Below are 18221 nucleotides of genomic sequence, written 5' to 3'. Positions count from 1 at the left end.
TTATGTATGCAATCAAGCCAAAGATCATTGTAGGGCTGGATAGTTGTCATATCACTAAATGCAAACCACCTTTCCAGAGGAATGTATAGTTGGGCGCCATATGAAGTGCAGAAGGGAGAAGCAGAGATTAACACAAGGAGACAAGGGTTTACTATTCATAGAAAGCGAAAGAAATAAATAACATTTAAAATAATATATTCCTAAATAATAAATATGATATAAATATACACAAAATTTGATTTTATATCAATCTATAATCTTTTGTTTTGAACTTTGCCAACGCGGCACTGCCCACAATACTCATCCCGGCAGCACCGCGCATAGCATGGAGTCCACACCCATCATAAATCTTCTGCTGCCATTCCACTCTCATCAAGCCCGTGGCAGCCCCGGATTTTCGCACCGCGCGCAGCTCCCAGCGCGCGGTGCCCAGCTACATGACGGCGGTTGGTCGAACCACAAGTGTGCTTACCAGAAAATATCCCTCCGTCCGCGAAGCTTCGCTAGCGCCTCTACGAAGAAATAGTCGCCATAAATAAGGGGCACGTCGAGGTTTTTCTGCTCCGGGTAATGACCTGTTCCGTGCTGCAACAGTCCTTCAGGCGCATCCTCCTCCCAACGGCCGCATACCGCCTCCAGCGACCGTACAAGCCGTGCGCCATGTCTGTAATACAGCTCCGCTTCCTCCTCCGGCACAAGCCCAGCCAGCTCGAGCAGCCCGGATGCGGCACAGGCGCCCGCTGAGGAATCCTTATATCTGCGCACTCCTGCTGGCAGGCGGAAATCCCACTCCGGTACGCCATCCTCGGGCAGATTGGCGATAAAGTAATGCGCTACCTTCTTGGCCGCATCCAGGAAGGAGCGGTCGCCAGAATACTTGTAGGACAATGCAAAGCCATATAGCGCCCAGGAGCTTCCGCGCGACCATGCGGATTGCGGGGCATAGCCCTGTCCGCCGAGCGCCTCCGCCACCTCGCCCGTCTCGGGATCGAAACGGATCACATGATGCGTCGAGCCGTCGGCGCGAACGAAATGTCTCAGCGTCGTCGTCGCATGCGCCACCGCCACATGGCGGAAGCGCGGGTCGCCGCTCTCCTCGGATGCCCAATAGAGCAGCGGCAGATTCATCATGCAGTCCATTATGGCTAATCCTTCATTGCGCTCGCCCTCCCGCCACGGATTCCAGGCGCGGATATAGCGCCCCTGCAGGTTGAAGCGACCGAGCAAATGACTGGCCGCCTGCAGCGCCCGCCGCCGCGACTCGGGGTTGCCCGTCAGCTTGTAGTTAGCGACGCTCGTCAAGCTCCACATAAACCCTAGATCATGATCCAGCCGCTCATACGACTGCAGCGGCTCATCCAGGCAGCTCTCGCACTCCTCTGCAAGCTGGCGCAGGGAAGCTTCCCCACCGTCGCGATACAGCAGCCAGAGCAGGCCCGGCCAGAAGCCAGCCGTCCACCAGTGCGGCTCAGCCAGCTCATACACTCCGCCGGGAGCCGCATGCGGGAACTGCGATCCGATGCGCCCGGCAAGCACCCCCGTCTTGCGCACTACTCGCTCCCATACAGCAGCCGCATAGGCTGCATCGGCCGGTTCGCTACCGCCGTTAGCGAGCTGCTCCTCCACGTCCTGTCCAGCGTAGTTGGCAGCCTCAGGAGCAGGAGCTGTGCTGGCCTGCGGCTGTCCCTCCAGCAGCGACTCCGCCCCCTGCTCATACCCCTCTGCGCTGGCTCTTGGCTGAATCGCACTGCCCGAAGAGCGCCGGGCGGCAGCCAGTGGTTCCTGCTTCACTGTTAACCTATCGGGCACACCAGGTACAGCACCTCTATCGGCTTCCCGTTCTCTTTCTCTAGTCATCATTAGAGCTCCTCTCCTGCTATTGCTTCTATAATAATTGCCATCGTCTCTTCCAGCGCAGCGGCCGTCCAGGTCAAGTCAAGCGCATAGACCTGCCGCTCGCATTGCTGGTGATCCATGAAGCGATATGGCTCCACAGTAACCTGGATGTGAGCATGGGTCTGGCAACGAATCCGCAGTCCTTGCTGGAGACCACGGATGAGCACGCTGCCATCGGCATCGGCTTGCAGCTTTGGCTCGAAGCCGCTCATTAGCCGCTCGGTAATGATGATGCCGCTCTCCCGTAGCAGGAAGCGATCCTCCAGCTTGAGCGCCAGCCTGCGCTTGTCCCACTCCCATCTACGCTCCAGCCCCAGCAGGGCAGGCTCGTTGTAAGCGGAGGACAGCTCCACTCCGAATCGATCAAGCCCAGCGGTCTGCTCCACGCACAGCACCTGCGCCCGCCGTTCTCTCCCGGCCTGCTGGACACTGCCGTTAACGATCGGCACGGAATGACCCTGTGAACCATTGCATAGCAGATCGTAGCGCCCGGCGCCAAAATACGCCTTCGTATATTCTCCTGCACCCAAATCCTCCAGCAGCGTCTCCCCGCCAATATGATAGACGAAGCTGCCCAGGTCATTATGGTTATGCGGCTCATCATTATGCCCTCCCTTGGCAGCGAAGGCCGACGGTGCCGTCACGGAGGGCACCGAGGACATGGAGGACATTGCTGCCTCCTCACCCGGCCAGACCCGGCTAATGAACCATCCCGCATCGGGCAGCAAGTAGCTGCATGTCGGCCAAGGCGCACCCTGGCAGCGCGGATCACTCCAGATCAGCTCGCGGATGAAGGGCGCCCAGCGCGCCACCGGCTCCTGCAGCAGATCGACCCGACCCGCTGCAGGAGGCACATGAAGCTGTGAGTAGCGGCGCTTGAGCTGATGCAGCAGACCGAGTGGATAGCGGACAGTACGCACCGCATCAGAGAAGGGCACCGTGCTGCAGCCGCTTAGATAAGCCTTCTCATGAAACATGGCAATCGCCTGTACCTTGCCCTGCTGCATCAGATCCAGTTGGCCAGCCGTCCGCTGCTTGAGCAGCTCGGCAAAATAGACATAGAAGCCAAAGCCATATCCCCAGTAGCCGATCCCCTCCACGCACGCGCCATCTGGCTCGAAGCCGCTCAGATAACTGTCTAGCGTACCAAGAATGCGATAGAGCAGCGGCGACAGTGTAGCTGCGTCCTCGAACAAATATAGCGCAGCGGCGCCGATCGAGCCGCCGCAGACGCTGGCCCAGTTCATTTGGGAGGTTTCCCAGTGCAGAGCAGGGCCAAGCCCGGCATATGGCTTCAGCACACGCTCCAGCACTTCATGCCTGGCGCGTCCCTTCAACACAGGGGACAGCCTGTCGCCCAGCAGATGCAGAACCTCAGCCAGCGCGAATGCCGTCTCCGCTGCGAACAGATCGATGACCTGTCGATGCTGCTGCTCCCCGGCCTGCGGCCAGCTTAGCGATTGCCCGCCCAGATGGGCGGGCAGGCTCCAGGCATACTCATCGCACAGCGTCCAGATGATATCCTCCAGTGCCGCGAGATAGCGCGCGTCCTCGTCCAGCAGCGTTAAGAATGCGTAGAGGTTGAGGCGTCTGCGACGGGCAAAATACGGGCGCTCGAACGGCTGCCGTGAGCCATCCGTGTCATAAGTGCGATACAACGAGAAGGGCAGCGCCTCGACCGGCTCGCCGAGCAGATGAGCTCCCTCCTGCCGAATCGCTTCGAGCTGCGGCTTGTAGTACTCCTCATGCCTCAGCTCCTGCCACTTCCCGGCGTCTAGCGCCTCTGCGAACAGCGCTGCCTGCACACCTCCGGGAGCTCCGGCCAACTGCCTGTCACCGTAATTCAATGCTTCTTGCACCGTGCGGTAATCCACTGCTGTAATCTCCTCTCCTATGCTTGAATGTAAGAAACATGAGACCGGGTCTCTCTCCTTCGCGCTACGCAGCGGTGGGCCTCGTTCGTCCAAGGAGCCCGCCTTCAACTGCCGCAACAGCATGCCGTTCATTTCTGCTGCTGTGCAAGCTCCCTTGATGAACGACAGCACAAATCCCCCCCGAAATCATGACCTGCTTCGCAAGGCCTGTTCTGGTCTGTACAGCTACAGACTCCACTTACAATGCGTGATCAGCAGCCATGTCCTCTCCACCCCAGAGCCTCCGTGCACTCCACGGCTGATCGGGCTCGCTCCAGAATGGATGCTCCGGCGCAAGGCCAAGCGGCAGGAAGACGGCGGTGCACAAGTAGAGGCTGCCCGTCGAAATGTAATGCTCGCCGAGCCCCGGCTGGTGACCAGCGAGGCCGATGCGGAGCCAGCCCTGCGCGTCATAGGTGCCCGCCGGCTCCAGGCAGCGGCGAATGACCGCCTCCAGCGCGCTGCGCACGCTGCCCTGAGCCGCGGCGAGCCGCACGGGCAGCCCCTCCAGCAGCGCAAGCTGTGCCAGCAGTTGAAAAGCGCCGCAGCGATAGGCAATCGAGCGCCCGATTGCCGGGAAGGAGCCGTCTGGCGCGATGAGTCGCTCCTGCACATCCGCGAAGCGCGCCGCGCGCGCCGCTGCCTCGGGCACCAGTCCTGCCCCTGGCCATGACGCACCGCACGCACGGTTCATATAGCCGATGATGTCCAGCAGCATCGGCTGAATCACATAGCTATTATAGTAGTCCCAATGAAAATCAGGGCCATCTCCATAGACCCCATCCCCCTTATACCATAGCTCATGCTGACGCAAGGCATAGTCGATGCGCATCCAGTCGCAAGCCTCACCCGTCAGATGGAGCGCCGCTTCCACCATCGCACTGAACAACAGCCAGTTGCAGTGAGGAGGCGTAATGGTGCGCGTCGCCTTCAAGGCCGACACTACCTGCTGCTGCACGTCAGTATCCAGATCTCGCCACAGCGGGCCCGGAGCACGGAGCATCGCATGCGCGAGAAACGCCGTATCCACCAGCGTCTGCCCGCTTGCTCCGAAGTGTCCGTAATCCGGCGAATGAGGATTCGTAATCTCCGCGAGTGCCCGAGCTGTCCGCTGACGCCAGTGTAGCCGCAGCTCCTGCTCCTCACGGTCGCTACTCTCCAGCGCCAGCCAGGGAGCGAGCGACATCACTGTCCGGGCGAAGGCCTCCAGATAGGTGCAATCTGTGCGATCCTCCCCTGCAGCCGCCTCCACCGGCATGCTCGCCCGCAGCCGTCCCGCCGCCAAGGCATCGATGACAGGAGCGGCCGTGGCGAGCAGCCGATATAACCAATAGCCGCGTCCCTTCTCCTCGCTGCGGGGCAGCATCTCCAACAGCGTGTTCCCCGTCCCCAACTGGGCATCACCCCCCGCACCAGAGAAGGATAGCGCCGAAGAGCCTGAAGCCCCAGCCTCACCTCCCCCACCATCGCTGCTGCCATAACTGCTGTTCGCCCCTCTGTGCATCAGGCCTGGCATTGCTTCCTCATTGCGCTCTGTCATGAATCATTCTCCTCCTGCATGGGCCCACAGGCGTTAGCCTGACCCGTCGTGTCCAATGATTTATTACGCTAGAGCGAGCAGACCGTTGTAATCGCTTCCCATCCGAGGTGAGCGAGGGTAATCCGACTCCAGCATATTCTTGTCCTATTATAGCAATTCCGCGCACAAGATGATCACTTAATTCTGTCTGCTCGCCCATCACCAGCTCATATGGAATCGACAGCAGCCTGGAGCCGTCCAATATGTAGTCCTATGACCGCAGCCAAAACAGCCTGAGGACGCGCTGCTATCCAGCTCGTCCTCAGGCCTTATTCATCCACGATCCTATCTACTCATCCGTGCTATTTCCTACGTATGAGCTGTTCCTACAAGCAACCCGGCAGCTACCGGATAGCAGCCACACGCCGTCAAGAGCACGCTCATATATCTAACCTGCTGTTGCGCTTAATCCCGCAGCGGCGCTTCCTTCAGATCAGCCTTCGCTTGCAGGAAGCGGAAGAAGGCCGCAGAAGCTTCTGCGCGAGAGACCTCGCTGCTCGGACGGAAGTTGCCCTTGCTATCCTTGGACATGATGCCCAAGCCTGTAACGATCGCCGCTTGCCCTTTCTTCTCCATCTTGGACGCGTCGGCAAAGTCAACGTTGAATATATCCGTATGGTCTGCCAAGGTGTTGTACCCCAGCGCCCGCACGATCAGCTCCGCCATCTCCTCGCGGTCCACCTTGCCCTCTGGATTGAAGGAGCCATCCCCCTTGTCGATCAGGTCGTTAGCTAGCGCCTCCTCGATATAGACGAAATAAGACGAGTCTGCCGCAACATCCTTGAAGGAGGCCTGCCCCATAGACAGGGCGGCCATCGGCATATTCCTGCTGCCGCCATTCATCGAGAGCACCAGCATCTTGATCAGCTCGCCGCGGGTCACCGTCTGATTCGGACGAACCTTGCCATCCTCCAGATCCAGCGCCTTGTAATCAATCATAAGCTGCAGCTCACGCTCGGCCCAATGACCCGCAATATCGGCTGCCTTCTGCTTAATGAGACTGGTTACCTCGCCGCTGTCCACCGCACGCCACTGACCTGTCTGAGCATCCAGGAAGACGTTCTCCTCGAGCGGACGCTTCACCATACGGTAGACCAGCTTGGCTGGGCCCGAGCCGCTCGCATCATTCGGATTAATCTCTCCAGCAGCCACCATCAGATTGTATTTCTCGATTGGAATGCCAATGTAGCTGTCATCTCCAAGCAGCGCATAGGTCAACTCGACCTTATAATATTTATTATACTCGTCCAGCGCCTTGTCCTTGTCGATAAGGGTCGGCAACGTGGAAGGATACGTGTAGTTGAAGAACTGGGCATTATAATCTTGAACACTGCCGGTAACCGCATTGATTCTGACATAGACATTGTCATACGGCACGTTAACTCCATTCACGTAACGGGGAAAACGGAAGCTGTAGCTGCCAATCTCCTCCGGCTTCTTCGTCGTGTATTGGGAGAGGTCCGCCTCCTCTTGCAAATATAGCTCCTGCACATAACCCGGCAGTTGCTTCTTCACAATCTCCAGTGCCTTGGATTTGGCTTGCTCATAGGTGACGGCCTTATCCTTCTGATCTTTGTTCTCTCTGCCGTCATAATAGGAGAAGCTGCGAACCTCGCCAGTCAGTGCATTGACCTCCGCCCAGGCCGAATACCCAATATCCTTGCCCTCCTGCTTGACGGACCAATTCAGTCCCCATACGGAGACACTCTTGCCGGAAGCGTCATCCATATATTCAGAATAGCTGCTGTCCTCCAGCTTGGCAGTGGACGGCAAGTCGAAGGCTGCTGCCACCTTCTGGCTTGCTTGCTCTGCTGTCAGCGCCTTCCCGGCAGTCGGCTTGGCTCCCAGCGCCTTGTCCGCAACGGGCTTAGTCGTATTCTCGACATATCTACCCGACCGCTCGATAGGCTGGCCGGTTACCGCGTCCAGCACCATCGTCGACAGATTATAGGACAGGATCGGGACTTGTTTTTTCGCGGAGTACGGGAGCATATAGCTCAGTTGCAGCTTCGCTTCCTCGCGGAATCGGGCCATAGCCTGCTCTGACGTCAGCTTCGGCGCCGCATTCTCAAACTTCACCGTGGCATCCCAATTCAGCTCGTAATTGATAATATGGCCTTCTCCATCCACCATAACCTGAATATAGTTATCCATGAATGGCAGCCCGCCTACGAGTCGGTTGTAGCGGAAGCTATAGCTGACTTCCCCTGTCAGCGGTTGACGGGTATCCACCCCGAAATCCTCATCCACCTTAATTTGCCCCTTGTAGCTGGAGCCGACTACACCTATGAACGACGAGGCAATCTCCTGTGCTTGCTCCCGGTCTGCCTTCGGCGGATAGCTCGGCTTGCGCGTAGGGTCGTTGTTGTAATTGGTATAATAGATCAGCTCTCCGGTATCCGCGTTAATCCGCGTGTTGATCGTGCCGAGCGATTTGTTGTTTTTGCGCAGCACATAGGACATTGACCAGCTTCCTTGCTTGCCCGAGTACAATGCCGAGGTCTGATAGTTAGCGTTCTGAAGCGTATATTCTTTAGGAATGCTGACGATCTTTCTCGACAGCTCATCGGCCTTCTCTTTGGTGATCTTGGCATTAACCGGGCTCTCGCTGGACGGCTCAGCCACGTTGTGCTCCGTCAATACGGTGGCGGTAGTCGCTATCCGGTCCGCAAATGCCGCACTTGGAATCGTTCCTGTTAAAGCGATTACTGTTGCCAGAGTTACCAACCATTGCTTTCTTCTTCTCTTGGATCGGCTCATGGATAGAAATCCCTCCTAAAAAGTGATATTCACCCTTCTAACGAGCCGTGGAAACGAATGGTTGCAGTACAGCCAAATAAAATTACAGGTCCCGCGCAAAGCAAACACGCTGTCCATGCCCCTCCCCCGCAGGAGAGGAGCAGACAGCGTGTCTGCTCTTGATCGATGATCGATGGCGGATGCGCCGATGGCTCACGTCCCGAAGCCTCAAGCGCCAAGCACACCTATTAGCCTTGATAGACGATGGTGTTAAACGACTCCGCCTCCAATGTGAATGAGACTTGCTCTGCGCCACATGCGATGGCAATCGTTCGCGCCTCCTTGAACGGGTTGGCGATGACGATGACCGTGTCTCCTGCCGGAGTCGCGAAGGCGGTCGCATTGCCTGTCCACGGCCCCTTGAGACTCAGACGCTGCGAGCTGGGCGGAACAAAGTGCGAATAATGCTTCATCACATAATATTCGGGATTGCGAATAGCCTTGTGCTCTGCCGGATCAATGGTGATCATAGCGTTCTGCTCCCAGCCCCAGGTGCTGCGGCCCTTGGGCTCAAGCGCCATATTCCAATAGATATAAGCGTTCACGCCGTTCGCCAAGTAATGCTGATACAGATTGAAGACGTACTTCGCGTAGAACCATGTGTTCTCGCCGTCGCCGCACTCGTTCTCCGTCTGCATATATTTTAATTCAGGGTAGCTGGAGACCGTGCGCTGGATCGTATATTTCCCCGCCCATTGATAGCCAACGCCTGTGATGTACTTGTATGCTTCAGGATCGCTTAACACAGTATGCGCATACGCATCATGATCCTGCGCCTTCTTCTTCATCCATTCATCCCAAGGCTCCGCGGCGTTAATCGTACCGAGCCAGATTTCCGTATCCAGCCCATGGCGGGCAAAGGCCGGCCCCAAATAATCACGGATAAACTCTCGAAGCTGCTCGCCTGTCCAGACACAGGAAGGGAACTTCTGGTCGGCAACGACTTCATTTTGCACGTGAATCTGATGAATCGTAATGCCTTCTTCGCGATACGCCTGCACAAACTTGACGAAGTAGAGCGCATACGCCTCCAGAATCTCCTTCTCCCAACGAAGTGTGCCATAGTTGTACGCCTTGGGGGACTTCATCCAGGTCGGCGGACTCCACGGCGAAGCGAACAGCTTCAGCTCGGGGTTAAGCGCCAGTGCCTCCTTAATATACGGGATCAGATACTGCTTATCCCGCTCGATAGAGAAATGCTCCATCGCCAGATCGCCATCCGTCTCGTTCAGGCTGTACCACTGGCTGGCGTAATCACTTGCTCCGATTGGAAGTCGGCAGATTGAGAAGCGCTGCTCGCCTTCAGGGTGGAATAGATCATGCAGGACTTGCGCTCGCTCAGCCTCAGGCAGATTCCCCAGCGCGATAAAGCCCAGCTCATTAAAGCAGCCGCCGAAGCCATCCATCGTCTGCTTCCGCTCACTGCCCACCGTCAGCACCGACTCCGCCTTTTCTGCTCCGCCAGTGGACTTCCTCCTCCACGGTAACGCCTCTGTACTGGAATACCACATCGTAGTTGCCATTGTAACCCCTCCATTGCTTGACTCAAATGATGACACAGCTCGCTTTGAATTATGCTTGATGGCTCTAGTATAATAAGAGATGATAGCGATTCAAATTGTCCTAGCAAGGTTATTTTTACCCAAATCACAGATGAAGTGAAGACGCGTAGCGTCTCATTCAAGTTGAGGTGCATGGAGATGTCTACTTCCTATGAGAGGCTCGGGGATTGGCTGCCTCCGATCGACTGGAATGTGAAGCTGTACGGCGCCCATAGACGAACAGTCCCTGCCGGATGGTTCATGCAGGAGGAAGCGCATGTGGGCTTCGAGATGCTGCTCCTGATTAACGGCGCACAGGAGACGGTCATTGGCAGCAATCGCTATCTGCTCCAGACCGGGGACATCATCCTCATCCCCCCCGGCTTCAAGCATACGAACCGCTGCGCAGCTACGGAGGGCATGACGTATTTCTGTCTGCATTTCCACGTCAATGATCCTCTGTTCTGCATCGAGATGATTCAAAACAATCGTTTCTTGTATCCGGCGGGAAGCGCGGATAATACTCAGTTTGCTCAAGTGCTGGAGCATCTTATGCAGATGCTCCAGCCTGGTCGGACATATACAACATCGGATCGCTTTCTTATTCAGTCGCATCTGTTCGGGCTGCTCAGCTTGCTGTCCCAGCTCACCGATTCGCCGGATGCTCATCGAGAGAGCTCTGCGCCAACCTCTGTGCATTATGCACGGATGATTGCAGAGACGCTGAAGCGGCAGTTCGATCTTGATCCCGCCCGCGATACATCTGCCCCGGCTCTAGGCATCGAGCAGATCATCCGCTCGCTCGGGATTACGCCAGGCTATGGCCTGGAGGTATTCCGCAAGGTGTACGGCATGTCGCCGCGGCGCTTCTTGTCCGAGCTGAAGCTCAACGAAGCGAAGACGCTCATCCGTCAGCCGGAGCTAGCGCTCTCCGAGATTGCACAGCGCCTCGGCTATGCGCATCTTTCTCATTTCAGCCGCCAGTTCAAGCGCTGGACCGGCATGAGTCCACTGGAATACCGTCGAAGCGCAAGCCCTGGGATCTGATCGCCGCTCCTTCTCACGGCATACACAAACACCCTATGCCCGACTCGGTTAGAGTCTGGACATAGGGTGTTCTTCATGCTGGCAGAGACTGCCTTCATCTATGCGCAGGTACGGCACATTACACGTTGCTGATTTTACCTTTCAGCGCATCTTTGCTTTGCAGGCCGACCATCTTGTCGACGGGCTGACCGTCCTTGAACAGGATCAGTGTCGGAATGCTCATGACGCCGAATTGGGAAGCCAGTTCAGGCTCCTCGTCGACGTTGATTTTGCCGATTGTTGCTTGACCGGCCAGCTCGCCTGCCAGTTCTTCTACGATAGGGAGCTGCATCTTGCAAGGGCCGCACCATGGCGCCCAGAAGTCCACGAGCGTAACGCCGCTCTCGATGCTGGAATTGAAATTATCTTTAGTCAATACTACTGCTGCCATGATAATCATCCTCTCAGGGAAAATGGTAAGGCTATGTTTAGGGGCTACCCGTCACATCAACATTCCTGACATTCATGAATCTGGCCAAGCACCTCTGCGATGGTGATGCCGTTGAAGTGCGCCTCCAGTTGCCGCTCAGCCGTGCAAAAGATATTATTCATGACCTCTTGCATATTCGAGCCGACAACACAGTCCATCTCCGGGTTGCCCGAGCACCAGTTGGGGCTGAGCGTTCCCTTGGCAATGCAGCGATATATATCGCCTAGCGACACCTGTACCGGATCGGCAATCAGCCTGTAGCCGCCGCGCGTTCCCTCGCGCGTCTCCACGAAGCCCTCACGCCGCAGAAATCCCATCACCTTGCGAATGCGGGCCGGATGCGTCTGCACATTCTCTGCAATATACTCGCTGCGCGCCATTCTCTCCGGCAGATTCGCCAGCAACACCAGACTATGGACGGCTATCGTAAATTCGCTGTTCATCTATCGCACCCCGATTCATACTGTAATTTTATCAGTTACAGTTCTGAATGTCAACAGCTCCCTTGTAGGGTGTGACACGATGGCCGGAAGTATGCGTATGCCTAACAAGCCTACCCATCTTAATCATCTGCCCGAATTAAATATCCGAGCGTTTCAGATGTTTAATGAGGAAGAAGATACTTGCCGCGCTAAACACAGCAATCAGCCAGCGAAAACCAGCGGTAGAAAGACCAATCCCAGAAAGATGAATTTGTGATGCCCAGATAATTGCGACCCCTAATGAGGAGATAATCGTCACAGAAGTAGAGTATCCTCTAATTCCGATGGAGAGCGATAACAAGACCGTAATACTGATGCAGAGTGCACTCAAAGCCAATTCTGTAATAAACGCAGAGGAGAGGAATGAGGCAATCGGTATCCCACTTTCTGCATAATTCATGTATGGGGCAAACACCAACAACAGAAGGTTAAGAAACAATGTAGTAAACACCGTACCAAGCCATCCAACAAGGCCAATTAAGAATAGCTTTGAGAGCATAACACTGTTACGTTTAACTCCGCTTGCCCATATATTCATGATCGTCTTATTACTGAACTCCTGTATGAAGATTCGTGCCGCCCACACGCCAGTAAATACAATGCAGCCTGGCCAAATAATCGCATTATTAATTTCATGAATTGCGCTGTTTATTGAAGGAAACATCGGCTCATTTGTACTCAAACCAAGCAAAAACAGAAACAAAAATATAAATACATTTAGTATTAAAAATGCCATCGAAATTTTGGTCACTTTGTATTTGGCAAGCTCAATGCTAAAGAAGTTCATTCTAGCTCTCCCTGCTATGCAAGATTTTTTTGATATAATAGTCCTCCAATGTGTCGCCTGATGGCTTAATCTCTGAAAACTCGATGTCATGTTGAATCATCAGTTTAGTCACATCCATCGTATTGAAGTTACCTGCTGAGATTCTCACATCATTTTTGGATATATCTACAACCTTGAATAGCTTTTTTAGTGTTTCCTCTACCGCTTGAATGTGACTAATTTTAATCTCATAATACTGAATTGCAGAATTATTAATTTCATCCATTTCAACCTCTTCACGCAGCACACCTTTATTCATAAAACCGATGGTACTTGCACATTGCTCGATCTCACCAAGAATATGACTGGAAATAAGAATCGTCGTTTTTTTCTCTCTGTTTAACAATTGGAACAGCTCACGGATTTCTTTAATCCCTGTAGGATCTAATCCATTAATGGGTTCATCTAGAACAAGGAGTTTTGGTTGACCAATAATGGCGCGCACAATGCCTAGTCTCTGCTTCATTCCAAGAGAGTACTGCTTCACTTTCTTATGTCTGTGATCATATATTCCAAGCAACTGCAGATACTCCTTTATACTACCGATTGGAATATTTTTGTATTTACAATGAATCGTCAAGTTCTCTTCAGCACTTAGAGTATCATAAAAAACGGGTGTCTCGATTAATGTTCCAACTTGCTGAAGAAGCTCTGTATTTCCTCTCAATTCTTGGCCAAAGAGCTTGACCTTCCCCTGTGAAGGAACTACAAGCGTAGTGATCATCTTCATTAATGTGGTCTTTCCAGCCCCATTTTCACCTAGCAAACCATAGATTTCGCCAGCCCTAATGTTCAGATTGACATGATCTACAACCTTCTCATTCCTATAAAGCTTAGTCAGACCTTCGGTCTCCAGGATAAAATCCATCTACACGCCCCTCTTCGTCTGCCCGGCAGTAATTAAGTACATTGAGTGCTCAAGTACTCCATCTAGCTCAAGCATCTCATTCACTTCATTATCAACAAATCCCATCAAACAGCAGGAAGCCAATTCATAGGCGTTGCACATTAAATGGATGTTTTGAGCGACATGACCGCAATCTAATAAAATGACACGGTAACCGCGCTCATGATATTTCCATTGATTTCTCCAGAAATTCGCAGATAAAATAAAGGTAACGGATGCCTGATCCAACATGCTCGAGTATCCGCTGATGTCCTTAGACATGTTGGACATATCTTTATCATTGACTTGAGTAAGTCGGTGCACGAAAGGATCATAATAATAAATGCCCTTATCCAGGCCATCCACATGATTGACAGCCATATAAATATCGACTGGGTATAGGCCACCCCCCGATGGAACAGCCCGAAGATGAAGCCCTGTATTTTTCAATCGCCCGGTGATTCCGTATGAATAATGCAAGATATTGCCCAAGGTTTGAAGGTCTACAGCTTCACCCGTATAATGTCTGAGAGATCGTCTGCGACCGATCACTTCTTCTATCGAACAATCACTCATTTTAGTAGGTTCAGGCAAAGGAATGACCTTCTTGTCGTGGAACAATTTCCTGCCTCTAGTTGTTAACTGCTTTACCTCCTCGTCAATTTCATCCAGAGGCTTCATGAAATCACCTTGCTGATGAAAGGGTTGAAGCTTAGAGTTCTCATGATACAGCCGGGTAAGATAGGTCACGTCTGATAAATCCTTCTCAACAATGTTATGTTCAATAAATTGGAATATCCACGGATTTCCAAGTGCAAATAACACAGCGGCGCTTTGCATGTCTTGAGGTGCCTTTGTCATCTTCTCTGACTCGATACTAGACACGACAGTTAAGTAATATTCTTTGGCTTTACTATCCAGACGGGATAATATATCTTCATTGCGCTTCGTCTGGTACATAAGATCCTGTTCAGAGCACTTATCCTGTTTTATGCAGAAGATAGGTAACCCCTCTCTCCTTTCAGTATGGATAAGCTCAAAATGAGACATCGATTGCTCGATGCGCTCGTTCACTTCACCAATCTCAAGCATCCTATCATCCGCTTTAATAAGACTGTAAATGAAGTTAGCGGTCCAAACCGCGTGGTCACCTTTGTAGATTTGGTAATAACGCAGCACCTTTTCCACATTATCTAATGCTTGTTGTCTGCATCCCTCGGGTTCAATTAGAATAGGCAAGCGTTGTCCCTTCACTTTCACATACTTGATCGGCTTCCCTTCGTGCCCTACGTTTATATAGTGGCTCGAGCTCTTGTTCATCTCTCGTCGTCCCATCTTTTGATATATATTGCTTTGTCCCGATCCGCAATACGAGGAATATAGTATACTTTCTCTATATCAAGTGTTCGTTCAACTGTATTACATATAATTGTTCTGCCATAGTTTGTTTTAATATTAAGTTTAGTGATGGAGGTGAGAACCTCCATTAGAAGGTGGTTATATCCCATATTTTCAAGCAAGGAATTCTTGGTGATGCCATACTGCCCCCTTGGCATCTCTATTTGATCCTTCATACAGGAATACCTTATATAGTTTTTTTGATTTAGTATAGGACTAATCATAAAAGAATCCTGGTAGAATAATACAAATGACCAAAGACAACCTTCACGCCCCTCCAACATTTCTCCTATCTCATCCAGAATATGAATATCACACGAATCTACGCTCACCAGTACATAGTTCTGCTCTGTAAGTTCGGACATGTCTTGAACCCCAACATACCGGTAGTGCAGTCCAAATTGTTCTAACAAGTCCGCAAACCTCTCCGTATTCTTACTGTAGGTTGGCAGACAAAAGGTAATTTCTCTCAACTCTTTGAAATGCTTGGTTACACTATGGGTATAATGAGAAAGAAAATCAACCAGATTTTTTTCAGAGGATGTTAGTGGTTCTTCAGATAAATAAATTACTCCTCGCTGCTGCAAAAATTCTAATACATCTGATAATTTTTGTTCGTTTAGAATATGGCTAACGTGCTTAACTAGCGCTTCAAGCTCCGTGTGCTCCTCCATAAAATGGAGTATATTTCGAATTGTCGCTGTGAGCTCATTATTCCCCATAATGAATGAACTTTTCTGCGTAATCAATTCCAGTTGAGAATGATTTGGTCCGCACTCTTTGATCTGGCAAGGCATTACATATCCATATTTGGGCTTCATTATTTTTTCCTTTCCTGAATAATTTCAAGGTATAAAAAAGCAGTTGCTTTTTTATACCTTGAAATTAACAGATTATAGTATATTAGTTATCCAGTTCAACCTCATTGACATCTACCGAAGTTGTTGTACAGCCCAGGAAGCAGTTCTCTTCGTCTACCACATTTTTGTGCGCCTTCTCTGCGACAACCTCCAGCTCGATGTCATTGACATCTACCGAAGTTGTTGTACAGCCCAGGAAACAGCTCTCTCCATCCACCACGTTTTTGTGACTCTTCTCTGCAACAACCTCCAATTCGATGTCATTGACATCTACCGAAGTTGTTGTAGAGCCCAGGAAACAGCTCTCTTCGTCTACCACATTTTTGTGCGCCTTCTCTGCAACAACCTCCAATTCGATGTCATTGACATCTACCGAAGTTGTTGTAGAGCCCAGGAAACAGCTCTCTTCATCCACCACGTTTTTGTGACTCTTCTCGCTCAAAATCTCCAATTTCATGCTACTTTCGTTCATTCTAAATCCCTCCAAAGTTTTATTTATTATTAAATATGTTATTGCAGCCGAATGTATATGCTATAGCAACTCAAAAGAGAATGCTGCAACATAATATGGACCACAATAAGCATATTGAATAATTGCAGCCTTACATTTATGGGAACGGATGAGGAAATGAATTTAATTCCCCATGCCACGAATACCTATCTCTAATACTATCCAATCGGCGTTCATCCAAAAATCTGAACCGATGCGAGCCGTGTAAGGAATGCAGGCCTGGGATGATTACACGTGAAGCATAAACCCCTAACTGCTCCAGCTCGTTATTAGTGAGATCTAAGAAGTAGGCTTGAAATCCCGCCTCTTGAAGTGTATGAACTGCTAATTCCAGCTTTTCCTGATCGTTCATTCTCAGTGTATTCTCTCCGTTAAATGCGGAGGTCCTCATTTTTTCAAACTTATACTGCTCGTCCAAAAAATAGTTAACTTTCATTCTTTCCTCTGGATACAGCGAATAAAACGCGGCATGCTTCTGAAACGTGTTGATGGAATTAAAATTAGCCACTAATTGTTGATCTTTATATAGGTTGACCAACATATCGACATAAGTAATACCTTGCGCTGCTTCTAGAAATGCCTTTTTTATCGCCTCTTCAACAGTAAATCGGGTAGCTGCACCAATCATGAAGTGGTTGGACCGATTGTTGTGTATGGTCACCACAACTGTAGCAAACAAATCGCTGACGGTAATATCGTATGCTTTGCATATATAATGCTCCTCCGTTGTATGCTCATACCCATTCAAATAATCCTCAACATTCAAGCCTCGATTAGGAGGGAGCTTCAATAACCAACTGATTGAGAAAGCATCTCTCTCTACCACTTCAAAAATACTGCTCAATATCGCTTGCTCCCTGCTCCTGCCAAGAGCCAGTCCTGTAGAGATAGAAGGCGTAATTCTCACCTCGCCCGGGGCAGCTTTGTAGGGTAATTTGACAAAGGCTGCTGGGGTATAGGCTGCTTTTCCTGTCATAAGGTCAACAGATTTCAGCCAATTAACAGGAGTGTCTCTCGTGAAGGGTCGATAAGGAAATCCGTGTGATTCATATTGTTCTCCAGAGAACAATATGAAGTTCTCAGGTCGCACTGCTTCTTCTATCATTTCACTCCAAGGCTTCAACCTTACCTCATCGTTATAGCACCCTGCTGCTAGTCGTTCTATACTTTCCCCAACTGCTGAATATTCAGCACTTTGTCTATCGAAGCCTGCGCCACTATTGGACTGGGCGAACAGGTCTGGATGGTAGATCGAGTAATCCGTTGTAGAACTAACCGCAATATATACGGGAACCCCTTTAAATGAGGTGGATTGAGTTTTAATATCTGTAATAATACCCAGTTTGCTATCCACTGCATCCATCATGTCTTTCGTTCCTGGAGTGTAGCTGGCAGAATCAAAGCCAATAAATGTGTGCGGCTGCAATTCCCCCTCTTCAATCACCCAAACGACATGTGGTGACTGCCTCAGCAGCAACTCTTGAACGGCTGCTTCAATCTCGCGACGATAAAGATGTAGCTTGTCTTTGTTCACATAAAAAATCTCTGTGTTCTGCCCATCTTCCCCGATCTTGAGCTTGTCGGCCAACATAGGATTGTTAGCCGCGGCTCGTCTGATGAAACTCTCGTACACTGTAAAATTGGAAGCAAGGGGCCCTACATAAATCGTCTCTTCACTTAACATGATTGGGATTATGTTTTGTCCCGGATGTTCTGAGAACATTCTTTTTAACCGTGCCAGTTCATATGGAGAAATGATAACTAGTATCCGATCGTCTTCAGCATATGCATCAAGATTCTCCGCCTGTACACGAAGTCGTGTGTCATGACTCAGCTCCAGTTTGTTGGTTAAACTCAACCAGTAGCTCATCTCTTCTTGATCGAGCACAGGCGATTCAAATTTCATTTTATTTAAAATATTCAGAATTTTTGAGTTAGACTTCATTCTCCATACTCTGTTCCTCGTGTCAAATAGGACATTTTCATCTTTTAGCACTACACAATTTAACATCCC

14 protein-coding genes are annotated in these 18221 nt (G+C 51.2%); 1 reads left to right on the top strand and 13 read right to left on the bottom strand.

Annotated elements, in window-relative coordinates; translation table 11 throughout:
- Positions 1-468: 468 nt before the first annotated feature.
- The 5 genes from ACY1JZ_RS06860 to ACY1JZ_RS06840 form a co-directional block, all read right to left on the bottom strand.
- Positions 469-1860 carry a glycoside hydrolase family 88 protein gene (locus tag ACY1JZ_RS06860; protein WP_462628607.1) on the bottom strand — a complete coding sequence of 464 codons (1392 nt, stop codon included), beginning with the start codon at positions 1858-1860 and terminating at the stop codon, positions 469-471.
- A complete protein-coding gene (locus ACY1JZ_RS06855) occupies positions 1860-3941 on the bottom strand; it encodes a heparinase II/III family protein (protein ID WP_462628606.1) in 2082 nt (693 codons plus the stop codon). The genes ACY1JZ_RS06860 and ACY1JZ_RS06855 overlap by 1 nt, the downstream gene beginning before the upstream one ends.
- A 67-nt stretch (positions 3942-4008) precedes the next feature.
- Positions 4009-5349, bottom strand: a complete 1341-nt coding sequence (locus ACY1JZ_RS06850) for a DUF2264 domain-containing protein (protein WP_462628605.1) — start codon at positions 5347-5349, stop codon at positions 4009-4011.
- 444 nt (positions 5350-5793) lie between these two features.
- Positions 5794-8148 carry an S-layer homology domain-containing protein gene (locus tag ACY1JZ_RS06845; RefSeq protein WP_462628604.1) on the bottom strand — a complete coding sequence of 785 codons (2355 nt, stop codon included), beginning with the start codon at positions 8146-8148 and terminating at the stop codon, positions 5794-5796.
- 227 nt (positions 8149-8375) lie between these two features.
- Positions 8376-9710 (bottom strand): glycoside hydrolase family 30 protein, encoded by a 1335-nt coding sequence (locus ACY1JZ_RS06840; protein WP_462628603.1) that lies wholly within the window; start codon positions 9708-9710, stop codon positions 8376-8378.
- A 177-nt stretch (positions 9711-9887) separates the two neighbouring features.
- Between ACY1JZ_RS06840 and ACY1JZ_RS06835 the strand changes: the two genes are divergently transcribed.
- Complete coding sequence (locus ACY1JZ_RS06835) at positions 9888-10775, top strand: AraC family transcriptional regulator (protein WP_462628602.1); 888 nt, start codon at positions 9888-9890, stop codon at positions 10773-10775.
- A 118-nt stretch (positions 10776-10893) separates the two neighbouring features.
- On the opposite strand, the gene trxA is transcribed toward ACY1JZ_RS06835, so the two are convergent.
- The 8 genes from trxA to ACY1JZ_RS06795 form a co-directional block, all read right to left on the bottom strand.
- Positions 10894-11205, bottom strand: a complete 312-nt coding sequence (gene trxA, locus ACY1JZ_RS06830; protein WP_270166391.1) for a thioredoxin — start codon at positions 11203-11205, stop codon at positions 10894-10896.
- A gap of 56 nt (positions 11206-11261) precedes the next feature.
- Positions 11262-11687 (bottom strand): Rrf2 family transcriptional regulator, encoded by a 426-nt coding sequence (locus ACY1JZ_RS06825; RefSeq protein WP_270166393.1) that lies wholly within the window; start codon positions 11685-11687, stop codon positions 11262-11264.
- A gap of 136 nt (positions 11688-11823) precedes the next feature.
- Positions 11824-12513, bottom strand: a complete 690-nt coding sequence (locus tag ACY1JZ_RS06820; RefSeq protein WP_462628601.1) for an ABC transporter permease — start codon at positions 12511-12513, stop codon at positions 11824-11826.
- 1 nt (position 12514) lies between these two features.
- Positions 12515-13420 carry an ATP-binding cassette domain-containing protein gene (locus ACY1JZ_RS06815; RefSeq protein WP_462628600.1) on the bottom strand — a complete coding sequence of 302 codons (906 nt, stop codon included), beginning with the start codon at positions 13418-13420 and terminating at the stop codon, positions 12515-12517.
- Entirely contained in the window at positions 13421-14758 is a 1338-nt protein-coding gene (locus ACY1JZ_RS06810; protein ID WP_462628599.1) for a SagB/ThcOx family dehydrogenase, read from the bottom strand. It abuts the gene before it with no gap.
- Positions 14755-15657, bottom strand: a complete 903-nt coding sequence (locus tag ACY1JZ_RS06805) for a hypothetical protein (RefSeq protein WP_462628598.1) — start codon at positions 15655-15657, stop codon at positions 14755-14757. The genes ACY1JZ_RS06810 and ACY1JZ_RS06805 overlap by 4 nt, the downstream gene beginning before the upstream one ends.
- An 82-nt stretch (positions 15658-15739) precedes the next feature.
- Positions 15740-16168, bottom strand: coding sequence for a hypothetical protein (locus ACY1JZ_RS06800; RefSeq protein ID WP_462628597.1), 429 nt, complete (start codon positions 16166-16168; stop codon positions 15740-15742).
- Between the two features lie 136 nt (positions 16169-16304).
- Positions 16305-18152 (bottom strand): YcaO-like family protein, encoded by a 1848-nt coding sequence (locus ACY1JZ_RS06795; protein ID WP_462628596.1) that lies wholly within the window; start codon positions 18150-18152, stop codon positions 16305-16307.
- Positions 18153-18221 lie beyond the last annotated feature (69 nt).

The organism is Paenibacillus sp. J5 (genome assembly GCF_054955055.1).
The sequence above is the reverse complement of the archived record's forward strand: the minus strand, read 5'-3'. Positions and strand labels throughout refer to the sequence as shown.